This window comes from Isoptericola sp. NPDC055881 (assembly GCF_053615895.1).
Genome location: NZ_JBSHCR010000051.1, coordinates 1 through 18,106 on the forward strand (window position 1 = coordinate 1; position 18,106 = coordinate 18,106).

Annotated in this window: 19 protein-coding genes; 12 read left to right on the forward strand and 7 right to left on the reverse strand. The window is 73.8% G+C overall.

All coding sequences use genetic code 11. The annotated features are described in order from the left end of the window. Window positions 1-101: 101 nt before the first annotated feature. From glpK to ACWGKI_RS15010, 3 genes are all read right to left on the reverse strand, one after another. On the reverse strand, window positions 102-1,616 hold the full coding sequence (gene glpK, locus ACWGKI_RS15000) for a glycerol kinase GlpK (protein WP_380243476.1): 1,515 nt from the start codon (window positions 1,614-1,616) through the stop codon (window positions 102-104). Between the two features lie 73 nt (window positions 1,617-1,689). Then, entirely contained in the window at window positions 1,690-2,451 is a 762-nt protein-coding gene (locus ACWGKI_RS15005; protein ID WP_380243477.1) for an MIP/aquaporin family protein, read from the reverse strand. A gap of 113 nt (window positions 2,452-2,564) precedes the next feature. Beyond that, window positions 2,565-4,310, reverse strand: a complete 1,746-nt coding sequence (locus ACWGKI_RS15010; protein ID WP_380243478.1) for a glycerol-3-phosphate dehydrogenase/oxidase — start codon at window positions 4,308-4,310, stop codon at window positions 2,565-2,567. A 99-nt stretch (window positions 4,311-4,409) separates the two neighbouring features. On the opposite strand from ACWGKI_RS15010, the gene ACWGKI_RS15015 reads away from it, so the two are divergent. Next, a complete protein-coding gene (locus ACWGKI_RS15015; protein WP_380243479.1) occupies window positions 4,410-5,363 on the forward strand; it encodes a sugar-binding transcriptional regulator in 954 nt (317 codons plus the stop codon). A 57-nt stretch (window positions 5,364-5,420) separates the two neighbouring features. Beyond that, window positions 5,421-5,939 (forward strand): amino-acid N-acetyltransferase, encoded by a 519-nt coding sequence (locus ACWGKI_RS15020; protein ID WP_380243480.1) that lies wholly within the window; start codon window positions 5,421-5,423, stop codon window positions 5,937-5,939. A gap of 18 nt (window positions 5,940-5,957) precedes the next feature. Here the strand turns inward: ACWGKI_RS15020 and ACWGKI_RS15025 are convergent, their stop codons facing one another. After that, entirely contained in the window at window positions 5,958-6,875 is a 918-nt protein-coding gene (locus ACWGKI_RS15025) for an HhH-GPD family protein (RefSeq protein ID WP_380243481.1), read from the reverse strand. A 96-nt stretch (window positions 6,876-6,971) separates the two neighbouring features. Beyond that, entirely contained in the window at window positions 6,972-7,628 is a 657-nt protein-coding gene (locus ACWGKI_RS15030) for a hypothetical protein (protein WP_452188011.1), read from the reverse strand. Window positions 7,629-7,761: 133 nt separating this feature from the next. Here ACWGKI_RS15030 and ACWGKI_RS15035 point away from each other — a divergent pair, with 133 nt between their 5' ends. After that, entirely contained in the window at window positions 7,762-8,577 is an 816-nt protein-coding gene (locus tag ACWGKI_RS15035) for a hypothetical protein (RefSeq protein WP_452188013.1), read from the forward strand. A gap of 80 nt (window positions 8,578-8,657) precedes the next feature. Here ACWGKI_RS15035 and disA read toward each other — a convergent pair whose 3' ends face one another. After that, on the reverse strand, window positions 8,658-9,743 hold the full coding sequence (gene disA, locus ACWGKI_RS15040; RefSeq protein ID WP_079572135.1) for a DNA integrity scanning diadenylate cyclase DisA: 1,086 nt from the start codon (window positions 9,741-9,743) through the stop codon (window positions 8,658-8,660). 9 nt (window positions 9,744-9,752) lie between these two features. Continuing rightward, complete coding sequence (radA, locus tag ACWGKI_RS15045; RefSeq protein WP_452188015.1) at window positions 9,753-11,198, reverse strand: DNA repair protein RadA; 1,446 nt, start codon at window positions 11,196-11,198, stop codon at window positions 9,753-9,755. A gap of 77 nt (window positions 11,199-11,275) precedes the next feature. On the opposite strand from radA, the gene ACWGKI_RS15050 reads away from it, so the two are divergent. The 9 genes from ACWGKI_RS15050 to ACWGKI_RS15090 all read left to right on the forward strand — a co-directional run bounded on the left by ACWGKI_RS15050 (window position 11,276) and on the right by ACWGKI_RS15090 (window position 18,036). After that, the gene (locus ACWGKI_RS15050; protein ID WP_452188017.1) at window positions 11,276-11,986 is read left to right on the forward strand and encodes a DUF2087 domain-containing protein; all 711 of its coding nucleotides are present in this window, start codon (window positions 11,276-11,278) and stop codon (window positions 11,984-11,986) included. Between the two features lie 97 nt (window positions 11,987-12,083). Beyond that, window positions 12,084-12,710, forward strand: coding sequence for a hypothetical protein (locus ACWGKI_RS15055; protein WP_452188018.1), 627 nt, complete (start codon window positions 12,084-12,086; stop codon window positions 12,708-12,710). Window positions 12,711-12,846: 136 nt separating this feature from the next. Next, window positions 12,847-13,497 (forward strand): dihydrofolate reductase family protein, encoded by a 651-nt coding sequence (locus ACWGKI_RS15060; RefSeq protein WP_452188020.1) that lies wholly within the window; start codon window positions 12,847-12,849, stop codon window positions 13,495-13,497. A 38-nt stretch (window positions 13,498-13,535) separates the two neighbouring features. After that, window positions 13,536-13,859 carry a YciI family protein gene (locus ACWGKI_RS15065; protein ID WP_452188022.1) on the forward strand — a complete coding sequence of 108 codons (324 nt, stop codon included), beginning with the start codon at window positions 13,536-13,538 and terminating at the stop codon, window positions 13,857-13,859. After that, window positions 13,856-15,097 carry an RNA polymerase sigma factor gene (locus ACWGKI_RS15070; protein WP_452188024.1) on the forward strand — a complete coding sequence of 414 codons (1,242 nt, stop codon included), beginning with the start codon at window positions 13,856-13,858 and terminating at the stop codon, window positions 15,095-15,097. Before ACWGKI_RS15065 ends, ACWGKI_RS15070 begins: the two co-directional genes overlap by 4 nt. Window positions 15,098-15,222: 125 nt before the next feature. Then, window positions 15,223-16,074: a pyrroline-5-carboxylate reductase gene (gene proC / locus ACWGKI_RS15075; protein WP_452188026.1), complete on the forward strand. Its 852-nt coding sequence runs from the start codon at window positions 15,223-15,225 to the stop codon at window positions 16,072-16,074. Between the two features lie 51 nt (window positions 16,075-16,125). Further along, complete coding sequence (locus ACWGKI_RS15080) at window positions 16,126-16,470, forward strand: hypothetical protein (RefSeq protein ID WP_452188028.1); 345 nt, start codon at window positions 16,126-16,128, stop codon at window positions 16,468-16,470. Window positions 16,471-16,555: 85 nt separating this feature from the next. Then, complete coding sequence (locus ACWGKI_RS15085) at window positions 16,556-17,317, forward strand: ABC transporter ATP-binding protein (RefSeq protein ID WP_452188030.1); 762 nt, start codon at window positions 16,556-16,558, stop codon at window positions 17,315-17,317. Further along, entirely contained in the window at window positions 17,314-18,036 is a 723-nt protein-coding gene (locus ACWGKI_RS15090; protein ID WP_452188032.1) for an ABC transporter permease, read from the forward strand. Before ACWGKI_RS15085 ends, ACWGKI_RS15090 begins: the two co-directional genes overlap by 4 nt. Window positions 18,037-18,106 lie beyond the last annotated feature (70 nt).

Sequence of the window (18,106 nt, forward strand, 5' to 3'; positions counted from 1 at the left end):
GTGCGGGCGGTCGTAGGTGTTCCCGAAGTGGAGGGCGCCCTGGCGCCCGTGAACGCGACCGCCCGCACGACGTTCGTCCCCGCCGCGGGCTCGAGCGAGGACTACTGCACGTCCTCGTCCACCCAGTCGAAGGTCTTCGTCACGGCCTTCTTCCAGGACCGGTACATCCGCTCGCGCTCGTCGTCGGCCATCGACGGCGACCAGCGCTTGTCCTCCGCCCAGTTCGCGGTGACGTCCTCCTCGCCCTTCCAGAACCCGACGGCGATGCCGGCGGCGTAGGCGGCGCCGAGCGCCGTCGTCTCCGCGACCTTGGGCCGCACGACGTCGACGCCGAGCTGGTCCGCCTGGAACTGCATGAGCAGCTCGTTCTGGACCATGCCGCCGTCCACCTTGAGCTCGGTGAGGTCGACACCGGAGTCCAGCTTCATCGCGTCGACGACCTCGCGGGTCTGGAAGGCCACGGCCTCCAGCGCCGCGCGCGCGATGTGGTTGCGGTTGACGTACCGCGTGAGGCCGACGAGCGCGCCTCGGGCGTCGGGCCGCCAGTAGGGCGCGAACAGCCCGGAGAAGGCGGGCACGAAGTAGGCGCCGCCGTTGTCGTCGACCTTGCGGGCCAGCCACTCGACGTCGGGGGCGTCCTCGAACATGCCGAGGTTGTCCCGCAGCCACTGGATGAGCGAGCCGGTGACGGCGATGGAGCCCTCCAGCGCGTACACCTGGGGGGCGTCACCGATCTTGTAGCAGACGGTGGTGAGCAGGCCGTTCTTGCTCGGCACCTTCTCCGTGCCGGTGTTGAGCAGCATGAAGTTGCCGGTGCCGTAGGTGTTCTTCGCGGTGCCGGTCTCGAAGCAGGCCTGGCCGAAGGTGGCGGCCTGCTGGTCGCCGAGGATGCCGGCGATGGGGACGCCGGGGACCATGCCGCGGGGGCGGCCCTGGCCGTACACCTCGGAGGACGAGCGGATCTCGGGGAGCATCGACAGGGGGATGCCCATGTCGGCGGCGATGTCCTCGCGCCAGCTGAGGGTGTCGAGGTCCATCAGCATGGTCCGGGACGCGTTGGTCACGTCGGTGACGTGCACGCCGCCGTCGGGGCCGCCCGTCATGTTCCACAGCACCCAGGTGTCGGTGTTGCCGAACAGGAGGTCGCCGCGCTCGGCCGCCTCGCGCGCGCCGTCGACGTTGTCGAGGATCCACTTCACCTTGGGGCCGGAGAAGTAGGTCGCCAGCGGCAGGCCGACGATCCCCTTGTACTTGTCGGCGCCCTCGGAGCCGCCCAGCTCGTCGACGATCGCCTGGGTGCGCGTGTCCTGCCACACGATGGCGTTGTACACCGGCTTGCCGGTGTTCTTGTCCCACACGACGGCGGTCTCGCGCTGGTTGGTGATGCCGATGGCGGCGAGGTCGGTGTGGGCGAGGTTGCCGCGGGTCAGCGCGAGCCCGACGACCTCGCGCACGTTGCTCCAGATCTGCTCGGCGTTGTGCTCGACCCATCCCGCCCTGGGGAAGATCTGGTCGTGCTCGAGCTGGCCGGTGGAGACGATCCGGCCGGAGTGGTCGAAGACGATGGCACGCGAGCTCGTCGTGCCCTGGTCGATGGCGAGGACGTAGTCAGCCATGGGGGTTGCCCTTCACGTCGGTGTGGTGGAAGTGGTGCCGGCCGGGCCGGACGGGCCCGGCCGGCGGGTTCGGTCAGGAGTACGCGGCGCCGAGCAGGCCGGCGAGCACGCCACCCACGAGGGGGCCGGCGACGGGCACCCAGGCGTACGACCAGTCGCTGGAGCCCTTGCCCCGGATCGGCAGGAAGGCGTGCGCGATGCGGGGGCCGAGGTCACGTGCCGGGTTGATGGCGTACCCGGTGGGGCCACCGAGGGAGGCGCCGATGCCGACCACGATGAGCGCGACGGCGAGCGGCCCGAGGCCGGACGGCGTCTTGCCGGAGACCACGACGAAGAAGACCAGCACGAAGGTCGCGAGGACCTCGGTGACGAAGTTCCAGCCGTAGGAGCGGATCTCGGGACCGGTGGAGAACACGGCGAGCTTGATGGGGGCGGGCGCCTCCTCGTCGAAGTGCTTCTTGTACGCGATGAACGCGAGCACGGCGCCGATGATGGCGCCGATCATCTCGGCGCCGAAGTAGATGAACATGTTGCCCACGGTGGGCTCGATCGTGGCGGTGATGGCGCCGCCCGGACCCGTGACCGAGTAGAAGGGCAGGTCGGCGGTGAACAGCCCGATCGTGACCGCGGGGTTCAGGTGCGCGCCCGACTTGTAGGCGACGAACACGCCCGCGAACACCGCGAGGCCCCACCCGAAGTTGATGAGCAGCCAGCCGCCGTCGAAGCCTTTGTTCCGGGGCAGAATCACGTTGGCGACGACGCCCGCGCCGAGCAGGATCAGCGTCGCGGTCCCGAGGATCTCGGACCAGAACGCCTGCATGATCAATGAGTCCATCGTTGGCTCACTTTCTCTTGAGGGACCACGTTGTCCTCTCCGCCTGGGGAGAGACCCGCGACGGGCTGCGCCCTGCGGGGGCCCCCGGCCGGTCGCCCGGCCGGGGAGGGGGATCAGCCCCGCAGGGGCTGCATGGCGGCGACGTCGGGCGCCCGGAGGCGGACGGCCTCTGCGCTCGCGTCGTCGGGCTGGTGCTCCGCCTCGTCCTCGGCCTGGGCGCGGGCGGTGTAGGCGTCGATCTCGGCCTGTCGTGCGGCGGCGTCCCAGCCCAGGAGGGGTGCCGCGATGTCGGCGATCTCGGGGAGCGCCGCCAGCCCGCGGTCCGCGACCTCGTACACGAGCCGCGTGCGGTGCAGCAGCAGGTCCTCGAGGTGCAGCGCGCCCTCGTGGCTGACGCCGAAGTGGATCTCGGCGCGCAGGTAGGCGGGGGCGTGCTCCAGCGGTCGCGCCAGCGACGGGTCCTGCTCGCACAGGTCGACGAGCTGGCGCAGCGACGAGCCGTACCGGTGCAGCAGGTGGTCCACCATCGGCGGCTTCCACCCGTACCGCGCCGCCCAGGTCCGCGCCAGGCGCCGGGTGGCCTGCAGGCCGACGGCGCCGAGCAGCGGGATCTGGTGCGTGATCGACGGCAGGGCCGCCGCACGCTGCCCGATGGCGAAGTCCACGGCGTCCTTCGCCATCACGCGGTACGTCGTGAGCTTGCCGCCGGCGATGACCGTGAGGCCGGGCACCGGGCTGGCGACGGTGTGCTCGCGCGACACCTTGGCCGAGCTGGTGCCCTCCTTGGTGCCGGGCTGCAGCAGCGGGCGCAGGCCGGCGTACGTGCCGATGATGTCGTCGCGGGACAGCGGGTGGGCCAGCACCGCGTTGGCGTGGTCCAGCACGTAGTCGATGTCCTGCGCCGTGGCGATGGGGTGGGTGGGGTCCTGGTCCCAGGGGGTGTCGGTGGTGCCGACCACCCAGTACCGGGACCAGGGGATCACGAACAGCACGGACTTCTCGGTCTGCAGGATGAGCCCGACGGTGCCCTTGATGCGCTCGCGGGGGACGACGATGTGCACGCCCTTGGACGCGAGCACCCGCAGGCCGCCCTCGTCGCCGGCGAGGGACTCGGTGTCCTCCGTCCACACGCCGGTGGCGTTGATGACGTGCCGCGCGCGCACCGTGATCTCCTCGCCGCTCTCGAGGTCGACGAGGACGGCGCCGTTCACGGCGCCGGTCGCGCCCTTGGTGAGCTCCACGACCTGGGTCCGCGACGCCGCGTGCGCGCCGTAGCTCACGGCCGTGCGCACCAGCGTCGCGACGAGGCGGGCGTCGTCCACCGAGGCGTCCCAGTACTGCACGGCACCGATGGCGGCGTCGTGGGCGAGGTCGGGGAACTTGCTCGACATCTGCCGGCGGCTGAGGTGGCGGTGCAGCGGCATGGCGCGCCGGCCCGGGGCGAGGGAGGCGAGGGTGTCGTAGAGCGCGATGCCGGCGCCGACGTAGGCGCGCTCCCACACGCGGTGCTCGAGCGGGTAGAGGAACGGCACGGGCTTGACGAGGTGCGGTGCGATGTCCTTCAGCAGGAGGTCGCGCTCCGTGAGCGCCTCCTTGACGAGGTGGAAGTCGAGCATCTGCAGGTAGCGCAGCCCACCGTGCACCAGCTTGCTGCTGCGGCTCGACGTCCCGGAGGCCCAGTCCTGGGCCTCGACGATCGCCGTCGACAGTCCACGGGTGGCGGCGTCGAGGGCGATGCCGGCGCCGGTGACGCCGCCGCCGATGACGAGCACGTCGAGCTCGCCGCTCGGGGACTGCGAGTCCTTCAGTGCGGCGAGGGCTTGGGTGCGCGACTCGGCCGTGAGGCGGGTGGAGGTCATCGGGGTTCCTTCCGGTCGACGACGACGCTCCCAGGTCAGCACTGCCGGCACGTCCGCGCAAGCCGTGTGCACAAACGTGCAGCGTGCCATCCTGAGGGCATGGCGACCTACCGGGAACGCGACGTGGTCATGGCCGCGACCATGTACTACCTGCAGGACATGAAGATGGAGACGATCGCGCGACACCTGCGCACGTCGCGCTCCACCGTGTCGCGGCTCATCAAGCGGGCCCGCGAGACAGGGGTGGTCGAGATCACGCTCCGACCGGGGCCCTCCCGCGCGCCCGGCCTCAGCCAGGAGATCGCGGAGCGGCACGGCATCGACGCGTACGTCGTGCCCGTCTCCGACTCGGCCGACGACGACGACCGCCTGCAGCAGGTCTCCATCACCACCGCGCGGCTGCTGGCCCGCTGGTTCGACTCCGACATGGTGCTCGGCGTGGCCTGGGGCACGACGCTCGCCGCCATCACCGAGCACCTGCCCCACAAGCCCACCCGGGGCGCCGCCATCGTCCAGCTCAACGGCGCCGCCAACACCCGGACCTCGGGGATGACCTACGCCGGGGACCTCATCGCCGGCTTCGGCACCGCCTTCGACGCGTCCGTGCACTACTTCCCCGTGCCGGCGTTCTTCGACTTCGCCGAGACCAAGGCGGCGATGTGGCGCGAGCGCTCGGTGCGCCGCGTGCTCGAGCTCCAGGGCCGCGCCGACATCGCGCTGTTCTCCGTGGGCGCCCTCACGGGCGGGGTGCCCTCGCACGTGTACTCCGCCGGCTACCTCGACCCGGACGACGTCGCCGTCCTGGACGGCGAGGGCGTCGTCGGCGACGTGTGCACCGTCTTCGTTCGCTCCGACGGCACGTACCGCGACATCCCTCTCAACGCCCGCGCCACCGGCCCCACCCCGGCGGAGCTGCGTCGCATCCCGCGGCGCCTGTGCGCCGTCGCCGGGGACAACAAGGTGGTGCCGCTGCGGGCGGCGCTCGCCGCCGGCGTGGTCACCGACCTGGTCATCGACGAGACGACGGCCGTCGCGCTCGTGGAGGAGTCGTGAACGTCCGTGCACCGGGACGCCCGCGCCGCGCGGGGGTCGCGACCGTAGAGTGACGCCGTGCCCCAGGACCACGGCGCGTCGTACGCCGTCCGCCCCGCGCTGCCGGCCGACATGCGGGCCGTGCGGCGGCTGGTGGAGCCGTACGCGGAGCAGCGCATCCTGCTCGCCAAGGAGATGGTCGGGTACTACGAGGCCGTGCAGGAGTTCCTCGTGGCCGCGGACCCGGACGGCGGCGTCGTCGGCTGCGGCGCGCTGCACGTCATGTGGGACGACCTGGCCGAGGTGCGCACGCTCGCGGCCGACCCGGCGTGGCGTGGGCGCGGGGTGGGGCACGCCATCGTCGAGGGGCTCGTCGGCCGCGCGCGGGAGATGGGGCTGCGGCGCGTCTTCTGCCTCACGTTCGAGGTGGGCTTCTTCCGGACGCACGGCTTCCGCGAGATCGACGGCACCCCCGTGACGACCGACGTCTACGCCGAGCTGCTGCGCTCGCACGACGACGGTGTGGCCGAGTTCCTCGACCTCGCGCGGGTCAAGCCCAACACCCTCGGCAACACGCGGATGCTGCTCGAGCTCTGACCCTCGGACCCGGGTCGCTCAGGCGGGCAGGTGGTACCGGCCGGCGTCGTCCTGCTCGATCAGGCCGTCCTCGACCAGCCCGGCGAGGCAGCGGTCCACCTGGGCCTGGTCGGGGCCCGAGTCGGCGAGCAGCACGCGCGGCAGCGGGTCGGTGGCGGTCCGCAGGGCGGCCATGACCCGGCCTCGCACCTGCCGGTCGGTGCCGTGCCACGCCTGGGTGCGGCGACGGTGCGCGTAGGCGTCGGGCGGGTGGCCAGCGGCACGCCACGCGCACAGGTCGGCCACCGGGCAGGCGCCGCACCGCGGCGCCCGGGCGGTGCACACGACGGCGCCCAGCTCCATCGACGCGGCGGCCCAGCGGGCGGCGGTCGCGTCGTCGTCGGGCACGACGGCGGTGGCCAGCTCCCGCTCCGCCGCGGTGGGGGAGGGCGCCCCGAGGGCGGTGCCGCCGCGGGTGCGGGCCAGCACGCGCCGCACGTTGGTGTCGACGACGACGGAGCGCCGGCCGAACGCGAACGCCCGCACGGCGGCCGCCGTGTACTCGCCGATGCCGGGCAGGGCGCGCAACGCCTCCTCGTCGTCCGGCACCGCGCCGTCGTGCCGCTCGACGATCGCGCGGGCGCAGTCCGCGAGCCGCAGCGCGCGGCGCGGGTACCCGAGCCGGTCCCAGGCGCGCAGCACGTCGGCGGTGGGGGCTGCGGCGAGGTCGGCCGGCGTCGGCCACCGCTCGAGCCACGCCCGCCACACGGGCTCGACCCGCACGACGGGCGTCTGCTGCAGCATCACCTCGCTGACGAGCACGCCCCAGGCCGTGCGGTCCGGGCGCCGCCACGGGAGGTCGCGGGCGACGTCGTCGAACCATGCGACCGTGCGGGCGACCAGCGCGTCCGTGGACGCGGGGGCCGGTGTCGTCGGGGCGGCTGCGAGCGGTGGCACGGTGGCATTCTCGCTCAGGAGCTGTCAGAACCACGCCCGGGTATGGCACGACCTGGTTCTGACAGCGCGGAGCCCGTGACAGCTGTCAGAGCCAGGTCAGGCTCCAGCGCAACGTGACTCTGACAACTCCGGGGTGGCGGCGGCGCGGCTCCGCGGACGGTGAACCCGCACGTCGTACGGTGGCGCCGCGGTGCGGTTCGAGACGGAGGAGTGGCCCGTGGTACGTGCGGACGACGGGCGTCGAGGTGCAGGCACCTCGCGCGGCGACGGCGCGCGCTCCGGCGGAGGGCGGACGGGCGGCTCCGGGTCCTCGGGGCGCTCGGGCGCCACGCCTCGCCGGTCGGGAGACACGCCTCGGGGCACGACGTCGAGCAAGCGGGCCACGTCCGGGTCGTCGCGGTCGACGACGGCGCGCGGCTCCGCGGCAGGCTCGGGCAAGGGGACCTCGAAGGCAGCCCCGAGGTCGACGTCGAAGCCGGCGCCCAAGCCGGCGACGAAGGCGTCCCCGTCGTCGACGCGGAAGGCGGCACCGAGAGCGACGTCGAGCGGGGCACGCGGCTCGAGCGCCCGTCCGACGAAGGGCACGGCCGCGAAAGCCACGACCGGACGGTCCGCCGGCACGCGGTCGTCGTCCGGCAGGTCGTCCACCGGCTCGTCCGGCCGCTCGTCCACCACCCGCTCGTCCAGCCGCTCGTCCACCCGGTCGACGTCGCAGGCGTCGGGCGCTCGCCGCGGCGACCGCCGCGTGGTCACCGCGTCGCAGCTGGTTGCGCCAGGTGCGTCGCGGGGCGGTGCACGTACGGCCTCGGCCCGCCGCCGCACGCCGTCGCGCCCGTCACGGGGGGCACGGTCGGCACCGCCCCGTCGCCCCCGCCGCTCGACCGTGGTGACGCTGCTGGTGGTGGTGCTGCTCTGCGCAGCGGGCGTGGTCGGCGGCTACGGCCTCGGGCGGGCGGTCGACGGTGTGCGGGGGATGCTCGCGGGGCCGGAGAGCCTGCCGGCGGACAAGGTCGCCGCGCCCGCGCCGCTCGACGCCGGAGGCCCTGCTACGACGTGCCGGCCCGAGGACGTGGAGCTGCGTCTGTCGCCCAGCGCGACGACGGTGACCGCCGGGTCGCCGATGTCGTTCATGGTGCGGGTGACGAACGTGGGCCGGGTGCCGTGCCTCCTCGACGGCTCCGCCGCCAGCCGTGCGGTGACGATCACCGACCCGACCGGCAAGGAGCGGGTCTGGTCGTCGTCGGACTGCTCGGAGGGGTCGCGGATGCTGCTGCTCGGCCCGGAGGACGTGAACGTCGGCGAGGTGCACTGGAGCTCGCGCGTGTCCGGGAAGGGCTGCAAGAACCAGCCGACCGTCGCGGCCGGGACCTACGAGGCGACGGCGTCCCTCGCGGACGTCCCCGGCGCGACGAGCGACCCGGTCGTCTTCACCGTCGCGGAGAAGGCGAAGTCCCCCGTCGCCCCGGACGAGAAGGCCACCGGGGGCGTCACCGACGGCGCGACGTCCGGCGGCGACGGGGAAGATGACGCCGCGACCGCGGGGGACGCCCAGCGCGACTCCGAGGACGCCACCCCGGACGACACCACGAGCACGACGACCGACGACGCCACGGACGACGCCGGCAGCGGGAAGAAGACCGGCGCGGAGCGCGCCGCCGACCGCAAGGCCGCCGCGGACGAGAAGGCGTCCGGGCGGGCCTGACGGGTCGCGTTCGGCTCGTTCGGCGCGGCCGGCTCAGCGGTCAGCAGATCGCCGACGTGACCGGACCGGTGCGTGCCGGGTCAGACGTAGCGTTCGAGGATGCTGGACTCGGCGAGGCGCGACAGGCCCTCGCGCACCGCCCGCGCGCGCTGCTCGCCGACGCCGTCCACGGCCATGAGGTCGTCGACGCTCGCGGCGAGGAGCTTCTGCAGCCCGCCGAAGTGGCCGACCAGGCGCTCGATGATGGCGGCGGGCAGACGCGGCACCTTGGACAGGAGCCGGTAACCGTGCGGCGCGACGGCCGCGTCGAGCGCGACGCCGCCGCCGGGCAGCTCCAGCACCCGGCCGATGTGGCCGAGGTCGAGGAGCTGGGCAGAGTCGAGGGCGGCGAGGTCAGCCTGCACGCCGGCGAGGGAGCGCCCGCTGCGCTCCAGCTCGACGTAGTCGCGGACCACGAAGTCGCGGTCCGCGCCGATGCCGCCGATGAGCTCGTCGAGCTGCAGCGCGAGGAGCCGGCCGTCGGCGCCGAGCTCGACGACGTACCCGTCGATCTCCTCCGAGATGCGGCGCACCATCTCCAGGCGCTGGACGACGGAGCACACGTCGCGCACGGTGACGAGGTCCTCGATCTCCAGCGCGGACAGGGTGCCGGACACCTCGTCGAGGCGGGAGCGGTACCGCTCCAGGGTGGCGAGCGCCTGGTTGGCGCGGCCCAGGATGGTGTCCGGGTCCTCGAGGACGTGCCGGTGCGACCCGACGTAGATGGCGATGATCCGCATGGACTGGCTCACGGAGATCACCGGCAGGCCGGACTGCTTGGCGACGCGCTCCGCGGTGCGGTGGCGGGTGCCGGACTCGCTGGTCTCGATGGACGGGTCGGGCAGCAGCTGCACGGCGGCGCGCCGGATCCGGGTGGCGTCGTGGTCGAGCACGCACGCACCGTCCATCTTGGACAGCTCGCGCAGGCGCGTGGCGGAGAACTGGACGTCCAGCTCGAAGCCGCCGGAGCACATCTGCTCCACCGTCTTGTCGAGGCCGAGGACGATGAGCGCGCCGGTGCGGCCGCGCAGGATGCGCTCCAGCCCGTCGCGCAGCTCGGTGCCGGGCGCGACCGCGGCAAGCGTCTCCCGGAGCAGGGCGTCGGAGTGCACGGAAGAGGGAGCCACGGGGGAATCCTACGACGTGGGGGCGCGCTCGCCCCGGCGATCCGCTGATCGGACGCCGACCCCGGCGAGCTCGACGGCCTCGGCGAGGTGCCGGGCCTCCAGCAGCTGCATCCCGGCGGGTGCCTTGACCGCCGCGCCCGCCGGGACCACGGCCCGGACGAAGCCCAGCCGGGCCGCCTCCCCGACCCGACGGTCCAGCCCGGTGACGGGACGGAGGTCGCCCGCAAGGCCCACCTCGCCCAGGGCGACGGTGCCCGTGGGCAGCGGCTCTCCGGTGCGGGCGGAGACGATGGCGAGTGCCGTGGCGAGGTCGGCGGCGGGCTCGGTGACGCGCGCGCCGCCGATCGTGGAGACGTACACGTCCTGGTCGGCGAGCCGGAGGCCGGCGTGCCGGTGCAGGACGGCGAGGATCATCGCCAGCCGGGAGGACTCGACGCCGCTCGTCGTGCGGCGGGGGTTCGCCAGCGGTGACGGGGCGACGAGCGACTGCAGCTCCAGGGCGAGCGGTCGACGACCCTCGAGCGTCACCGTGACGCACGTGCCGGGCACGCCCGCACCGAGGTGGGAGAGGAACAGCCCGCTCGGGTCGCTGAGCCCGACGATGCCCGACTCGGACAGCTCGAAGCAGCCGACCTCGTCCGTGGGCCCGTACCGGTTCTTCACGGCACGGACCATGCGCAGCCGCGAGTGCCGGTCGCCCTCGAACTGGCACACCACGTCCACCAGGTGCTCCAGCGTGCGCGGCCCTGCGACCGTGCCGTCCTTGGTGACGTGCCCGACCAGCAGCACGGGCACCTGCCGCTCCTTGGCCACCGCGATGAGCGCCGCCGCGACCTCGCGCACCTGGCTGACGCCGCCCGGCGCGCCGTCCACCTCGGCCGAGGCGATCGTCTGCACGGAGTCCACCACCAGCAGCTCCGGCTCGTTGGCCTCGATGTGACCGAGCACGGTGCCGAGGTCGGTCTCGGCGGCCAGCAGGAGGCTCGGCGCCAGCGCACCCACCCGCTCGGCGCGCAGCCGGACCTGCCCGGCGGACTCCTCGCCCGTCACGTACAGCACGGTGCGGGCGCCGTGGCCGTCGGCGCCACGCGCGTACGTGGCCGCGACGTCGAGCAGCAGCGTCGACTTGCCGACGCCCGGCTCGCCCGCCAGCAGCACGACGGCGCCGGGCACGAGGCCGCCGCCGAGCACGCGGTCCAGCTCGTCGACCCGCGTGGGCTCGGCCCGCGCGGCGGCGACGTCGATGTCCGCGATCGACCGCGCCGGCGTCCGGCCCGGGCTCACCGCGACCGTGCGCGGACCCGTCGACGCCGGACCCTCGTCCGTGACCGTGCCCCACTCCTGGCACTCCCCGCACCGGCCCACCCACTTCGAGGTGGTCCACCCGCACTCCGTGCAGCGGTAGCCGGGGCGCGACTGCTTGGCGCGGGTGCGGGACGAGGTCGTGGTGCTCACGTCGACAGACGCTAGAGGCCGGCACCGACACACCGGTCCTCACGGCCGGGGCGCGCGGTGCGCGCGATGATGGCCCCGTGGTCCCCGTGAACCCCGACGTCTCCCGGTTCCTGCACGACGGGCGCCTGCTGGCTATGCCGCGCCGGTGGGAGCACCGCAAGGCCGTGGCGCGCTGGCTCGGGCACGCCACGCTGCCCGTCCTGCTCGAGACCGTGGGCGAGCGGGAGCTCACCGACCGGCTGGCGGCGCTCGCCGCCGACCCGGTCGGGGCCCGCCGGGCGCTCGTCGACCTCGGCATCGTGCACCGCACCCGCGACGGCGCCGAGTACTGGCGCACCGAGCTCACGGAGTACGACCCGCTCGCGGAGCACGACGGCGACACCGACCCGGCCGGGACCGACCACCGGACCTTCCACCTCGACGGCGCCCGCGTGGACTCGGTCGCCGCGTTCTACGACGAGCTGGACCGCGTGCTCATGGCCGACGAGGACTGGACCCTCGGGCCGAGCCTCGACGCCCTGGCCGACCTGCTGCACGGCGGGTTCGGCGCCGCACGCGGCGCGGACCGGGTCACCGTCGTCTGGCACGACTTCGGTCGCTCCCGCGAGGCGTTGGGCTTCGCCGCGACCCGCGCGTACTACCGCGAGCGGGCAGCCGACCCGCGGGCCGACACCGCGCTCTTCCGCAGCCGTCTCGACGATCTCGAGGCGGGGCGCGGCAAGACCTACGCCGAGCTGGTCCTGGAGGTCTTCGCCGACCACCCGGAGATCGAGCTCGTGCTGCGCTGACGCGGGTCGCGTCGACACGCGGCCCCGAGGGGATCGATCGGTGGCGGCGCGCCCTAGGCTGCGTCGTGCACCGACGTCGACCCCGCAGGAGGACATCGTGAGCCAGGCTCGTACGGGTGGCAAGGTTCGCCCGTCGCCGGAGGTGTTCCGCCGTCGCCGCATCGTGGTGGCGTCGGCCGCGGCCGCGCTGGTGCTACTGGTGGTGCTGCTGACGGCGTTCGTGTGGCCCGGGTTCGCCCGGGACGAGCCGGAGCCGCAGGCCACGGTGACGGCGCCGGTCCCCACGCCGACGATCGCGCCGAGCGGCCGGCCGGAGTCGCAGACGGCGTTCGTCAAGGCGCAGCCGGACTCGGTGCTGGCGCTCGCGCTGCGCGCCGTCACGGAGGACAAGACCTGGGAGAAGGACGCGGACGCCGTCGAGGCGTGGGAGCTCACCTACGCGGACGGCGACGGCGACGGCGCGGCGACCGTGCAGGTGCACGCCGGGCAGTGGGAGGACGACGACACCGCGACGAGCGCGTACGACGCACTGGTCAAGGCGGCCGGCGACCCGACCGGCAAGGGCGACGTCACGGTCGACGGCGCGAAGGTCGGCGCCTACGTCGTGACCCCGGGCACCACGGCGGACGCCGCCGTCGTGACCTGGCGCAACGGCACCGCGGTGCTGCAGGCCACGGGCCCGGCGGACCTGGTCGAGGACTTCTACTCCGCCTACCCGCTCTGACCTGCGCGGCGTCGGGCTCGCGTCGCGCACGTCTTTCGAAGAAAGCTCGCGAGGTGCTGTAGGACCGGGACGGTCCCGTTCGTGGAACTGGTGAGGCCGCCCACCAGGGGCGGCGCGGAGCGAAGGAACCACGAGCATGAAGCTGACGACGATGACCCAGATCACGATCGACGGCGTGATGCAGGGCAACGGCCACACCTCGGAGGACGACCGCAGGAGCGGGTTCGAGCGCGGCGGATGGGCCCGGGGCACGGGCGACGACGAGACCCGCAGGTTCATCAACGAGACCTATCAGCGCGCCGACGCGTTCCTGCTCGGGCGGCGCACGTACGAGATCTTCGCCGGGTCGTGGGGCACGCTGGCGGAGCAGGACGTCCCCGGCTGGGAGCCGGTCAGCCGTGCCCTCAACACGCGGACCAAGTACGTGGTGTCGTCGACGCTCACCCGTCCGGGATGGTCGGAGGTCACGGTCCTGTCCGACGACGTCCTGGACGCCGTCCGCGACCTGAAGGCCACGCCGGGCGGCGAGCTCCAGGTGCACGGCAGCGGCGTCCTGACGCGGTGGCTGCTGGAGAACGAGCTGGTGGACGAGATGACGCTGATCACCGTCCCGGTGGTCCTCGGCCAGGGGAGGCGGCTGTTCCCGGAGACCGGACCGGAGGCGTCGCTGGAGCTGGTCCGCTCGCGCGTGGACACCAGGGGCGTGACGACGCAGGTGCTGCGCCCTTCCGGCCGGCCGCGGTACGTCCTGACCGACGAGCGCGGGCGCGCCATCCAGAACAACTGACCGCTCGCGGTCCCGACGGCTGAAGAGAAGGTGTTCACATGCGTTACCTCATCTCCGTGATCGACGACCGGACCGACCCGGGCAGCGCGGACCGGCGGCCCGAGATCAGCGCGTTCAACGAACGGCTGATGGCCGACGGCTACTGGGTGTTCGCCGGCGGGCTGGCCGACACCGCCGCCGCCACCGTCGTCGACAACCGGGACGGGCAGGCGGTGCTCACGGACGGCCCCTTCGTGGAGTCGAAGGAGTACCTCGCCGGCGTCTGGGTCTGGGAGGCCCCTGACCTGGACGTGGCGTTGCGGCTGGCCGCCGAGGCGTCGAAGGTCTGCGACCGCAAGATCGAGGTGCGGCCGTTCGCATGACGACGTCCGACGTCGGTGACGCGATCACCCGTGCCTACCGGGAGGAGTGGGCACGGGTGGTCGCAACCCTCGCCCGGCGGTTCGGCGACCTCGACGTCGCCGAGGAGGCCGCGGCGGAAGCGTTCGCCGCCGCCGTCGCGACGTGGCCCTCGGGGGGCGTACCGCCGAGCCCGGGCGCCTGGCTGACGACCACGGCGCACCGCAAGGCGATCGACCGCGTCCGGCGCGAGAGCAAGCGCCAGGGCAAGCACGAGGAAGCGCACCTCCTGGTCGACGCCGACCCGCCCGAGCCTCTCGGCGCGATCGACGACGACCGGCTGCGGCTGATCTTCACCTGCTGTCACCCGGCGCTGGCCCCGGAGGCCCGGGTGGCCCTCACCCTCCGGCTGGTCGGCGGTCTCACCATGCCCGAGATCGCCCGCGCCTTCCTCGTGCAGGAGAGCACGATGGGCCAGCGGATCACCCGCGCGAAGGCCAAGATCAGAGCCGCACACGTCCCGTACCGGGTGCCGTCGGCCGAGGACCTTCCCGATCGGGTGTCCGGGGTCCTCACCGTCCTCTACCTCGTCTTCAACGAGGGCTACCTCGCGACGGGACCCGACGCGGATCCCGTGCGTCCGTCCCTGTGCGGGGAGGCGATCCGCCTCACCCGGCTGGTCCGTTCCTTGCTGCCCGAGGACGGCGAGGTCGCGGGGCTGCTCGCGCTGATGCTCCTCATCGACGCCCGTCGCGGCGCCCGGGTCTCGGCGGGCGGCGAGCTGGTGCCGCTCGACGCGCAGGACCGGGGGGTCTGGGACCCGGCCTTGATCGCCGAGGGTCACGGGCTGGTGCGAGAGCGTCTCGCCGCCGCGGCCGGCGGGATCCCTCCGGGCCGCTACCAGATCCTCGCGGCGATCAACGCCGTCCACACCGACGCCCGGGACGCCCGTGACACGGGCTGGGCACAGATCCTCGCCCTCTACGACCAGCTCGGCCGCCTGGACCACTCGCCGATCGTCGCCCTCAACCGGGCCGTCGTCGTCGGAGAGCTCGACGGCCCCGGTGTGGCGCTGGCGGACGTCGACCGGCTCCACGACGAGCTGGCCGGCTATCACGCGTTCCACGCCACCCGGGCGGACCTGCTGCGGCGACTCGGCCGCCACCGGGAGGCGCGCGAGGCGTACGACCGGGCCATCGACCTGGCCGGCAACATCGCCGAGTCAGCCTCCCTCAAGCGTCGCCGCGACCAGCTGCGGTGACGCGGCGATCTCGCCGGGCGCGTCCCGCCGACGTCACGCGGCGCGCGCGCCGCGCTGTACGGCCAGGACGGTCTGCGCGAGCGCGAGGTGGCCTGCCGCTCTCGGGCGCCCGTACCGTGGTGCTCGTGAGCGAGCAGATCGACGAGCAGGCGGGCGCGCGGGTGAGCGGCGTGAAGATGGCGTTCCTCGGGACGGGCAACATGGGCGAGGCGGTGCTGGCGGGCGCGCTGTCCGCGGGGGTGGCCCCCGAGGACGTGGTGGCTACGTCCCGGCGCGCGGAGCGGGGCGAGCACCTCACCGACCGGTTCGGGGTGCGCGCGACGACGGACAACGTGGCGGCCGTGGAGGGCGCGCACGTCGTCGTCATCGGCGTGAAGCCGAAGGACGTCGGAGCGATGCTCGACCGCGTGGCCGACGCGCTGGAGCCCGGTGCCGTCGTCGTGAGCGTCGCCGCCGGGCTGCCGTTGTCGTTCTTCGAGCAGCGGCTGCCCGCCGGCACGCCCGTCGTGCGCGCCATGCCGAACACCCCCGCGCTGGTGGGTGCGGGCGTGACGGCCGTCGTCGGTGGCAGCGCCGCCGGGGAGGACGACGTCGCGCTGGTGGAGCAGGTCCTGTCCGGCTCGGGCCACGTCTTCCGCGTGGCGGAGAAGGACATCGACGCGTTCGGCGCGCTCGCCGGCTCCGGACCGGCGTACGTCTTCTACGTCGTCGACGCGATGGCGGAGGCCGGCGTGCTCCTCGGCCTCACCCGCGACGTCGCCCGCCGCCTCGCCGTCGAGACCGTGCTCGGCTCGGCGAAGCTGCTCGACGAGACGGGGGAGCACCCGGTGCTGCTGCGCGAGAAGGTCTCCTCCCCGGGCGGCACCACGGTCGCCGCGCTGCGCAAGCTGGACGACCGCGGCGTGCGGTCCGCGTTCCTCGACGCGCTCGAGGCGGCGCGCGACCGGTCGCGGGAGCTCGCCGCCGAGCACGGCTGACGGGGTCGCCCCGCGCGATCCCACCGCCGGGGCCGCCCTACGATGGGCGGCATGCCCCCCGCCTTCTGGGTCTGCGCCGCGGTCACGTCGGTCAGCGCGTACGTCAGCCTCGGCTACTCGGTCGCCGGTCTCCGAGCGGCGGCCGGGGAGGCGCGCGTCGGGTTCATGTACGCCCTCGCCCGCAGCGTCGCCCTGGCCGTGGCGGCCACCGTGGCGTTCTTCAGCGGGTCCGTCGGCTTCCTCGTGGCGGTCGCCGTCGCGATGGTGGTCGTGCAGGGCGCCGACGCCGTCGTGGGAACGCGCCTCCACGACCGCATCACGACCTGGGGGCCTGCGGTCACCGCGGTGGCGAACGCCGCAGCCCTCGGATGGCTGGGTGCGAGCGCGGTGGCCTGACCTTCGCGGGCTCCGCCGGCCCATTCTTGCTGCGCGCGCGGCGTCGCTGCTCCTCACGGCGCAGCATCCGGAGCAGAATCGCCTCATGAGGAACGACGACGACGTCGCGGTCCGGGTCCACGGTCTGCAGGTCGAGCGCGGCGGCCGGCCGATCATCGACGGCCTGGACGTCACCGTGCCCGCCGGTCAGGTGGTCGGGCTGCTCGGCCCGTCCGGCTCCGGCAAGACGACGCTGCTGCGCGCCGTCGTCGGCGTCCAGGCCCGGGTGACCGGCGACGTCACGGTGCTGGGCGAGCCCGCCGGGTCGCCGGCGCTGCGCCGCCGCGTCGGCTACGTGACACAGGCAGCCTCCGTGTACACCGACCTGACGGTGCTGCAGAACCTGCGGTACTTCGCGCGTCTGGCCGGCCTGCCCGCCGCCGGCGCGGAGGAGGCCGTGCGCCGCGCCGTCGCCGCCGTCGACCTGGGCGGCCACGAGAAGCAGCGCGTCGCGACGCTCTCCGGCGGCGAGCGGTCCCGCGTCTCCCTGGCCGCCGCCCTCGTCGGCGATCCCGAGCTCCTGGTGCTCGACGAGCCCACCGTCGGCCTCGACCCCGTGCTGCGCCGCGACCTGTGGGCCATGTTCCGCCGGCTCGCGGGCGAGGGACGCGCGCTGCTGGTCTCGAGCCACGTGATGGACGAGGCCACCCAGTGCGACCGGCTCCTGCTGCTGCGCGAGGGCGCCCTCGTCGCCGACCTCACGCCCGCCGAGCTGCTGGCCCGCACGGGCGCGCCCGACGCCGAGCGCGCGTTCCTCGCCCTGATCGACCAGCAGGCCACGCCGACGAGCGGGGAGACAGCCCGATGACGCTCACCCTCACCACCGCGAGCCGCGTGCTGGCCCAGCTCCGGTTCGACCGCCGGACCGTAGCCCTCATCCTCCTGCTGCCGTGCCTGCTGCTCGGCCTCATCGCGTGGATGTTCGACGGCACGCCGGTGCTCGACCAGTTCGGGCCGATGCTCGTCGGGCTGTTCCCGCTGATCGTGATGTTCCTCGTGACGAGCGTCGCCACGCTGCGCGAGCGGCAGTCCGGCACCCTGGAGCGGCTGATGACCACGCCGCTGCGCAAGGGTGACTTCGTGGCGGGCTACGCGCTCGCGTTCGCCGCCCTTGCGCTGCTCCAGTCGCTGGTGGTCGTGGGCTTCGCGCTCGCCGTCGGCATGGACGTGCTCGGCCCGCTGTGGCTGGTGGTCGCCGTGGCGATGCTGGACGCCGTCCTGGGCTGCTGCCTGGGCCTCGCCGCGTCCGCGCTCGCCCGCAGCGAGTTCCAGGCCGTCCAGATGATGCCCGCGGTGATCTTCCCCCAGCTCATCGCCTGTGGCCTGCTCATGCCGCGCGACCAGATGCCCGAGGTGCTCGAGTGGCTGTCGCGCGTCTTCCCCCTCACCTACGCCGTGGACGCGATGCAGACGCTCGCGGCGGGCGGCGCGTGGGCCGACGTGCGCGGCGCGGTCGGAGCCATCGCCCTGTTCATCGTCGGCGCCGTCGGGCTGGGCGTGGCGACCCTGCGCCGCCGGACCGCCTGACCCCGGGGAAGGCAACGTGCGTGCGGACATTATACCCCCACCCCCGGGTTTTGGTTAAAGTCAGCACCCA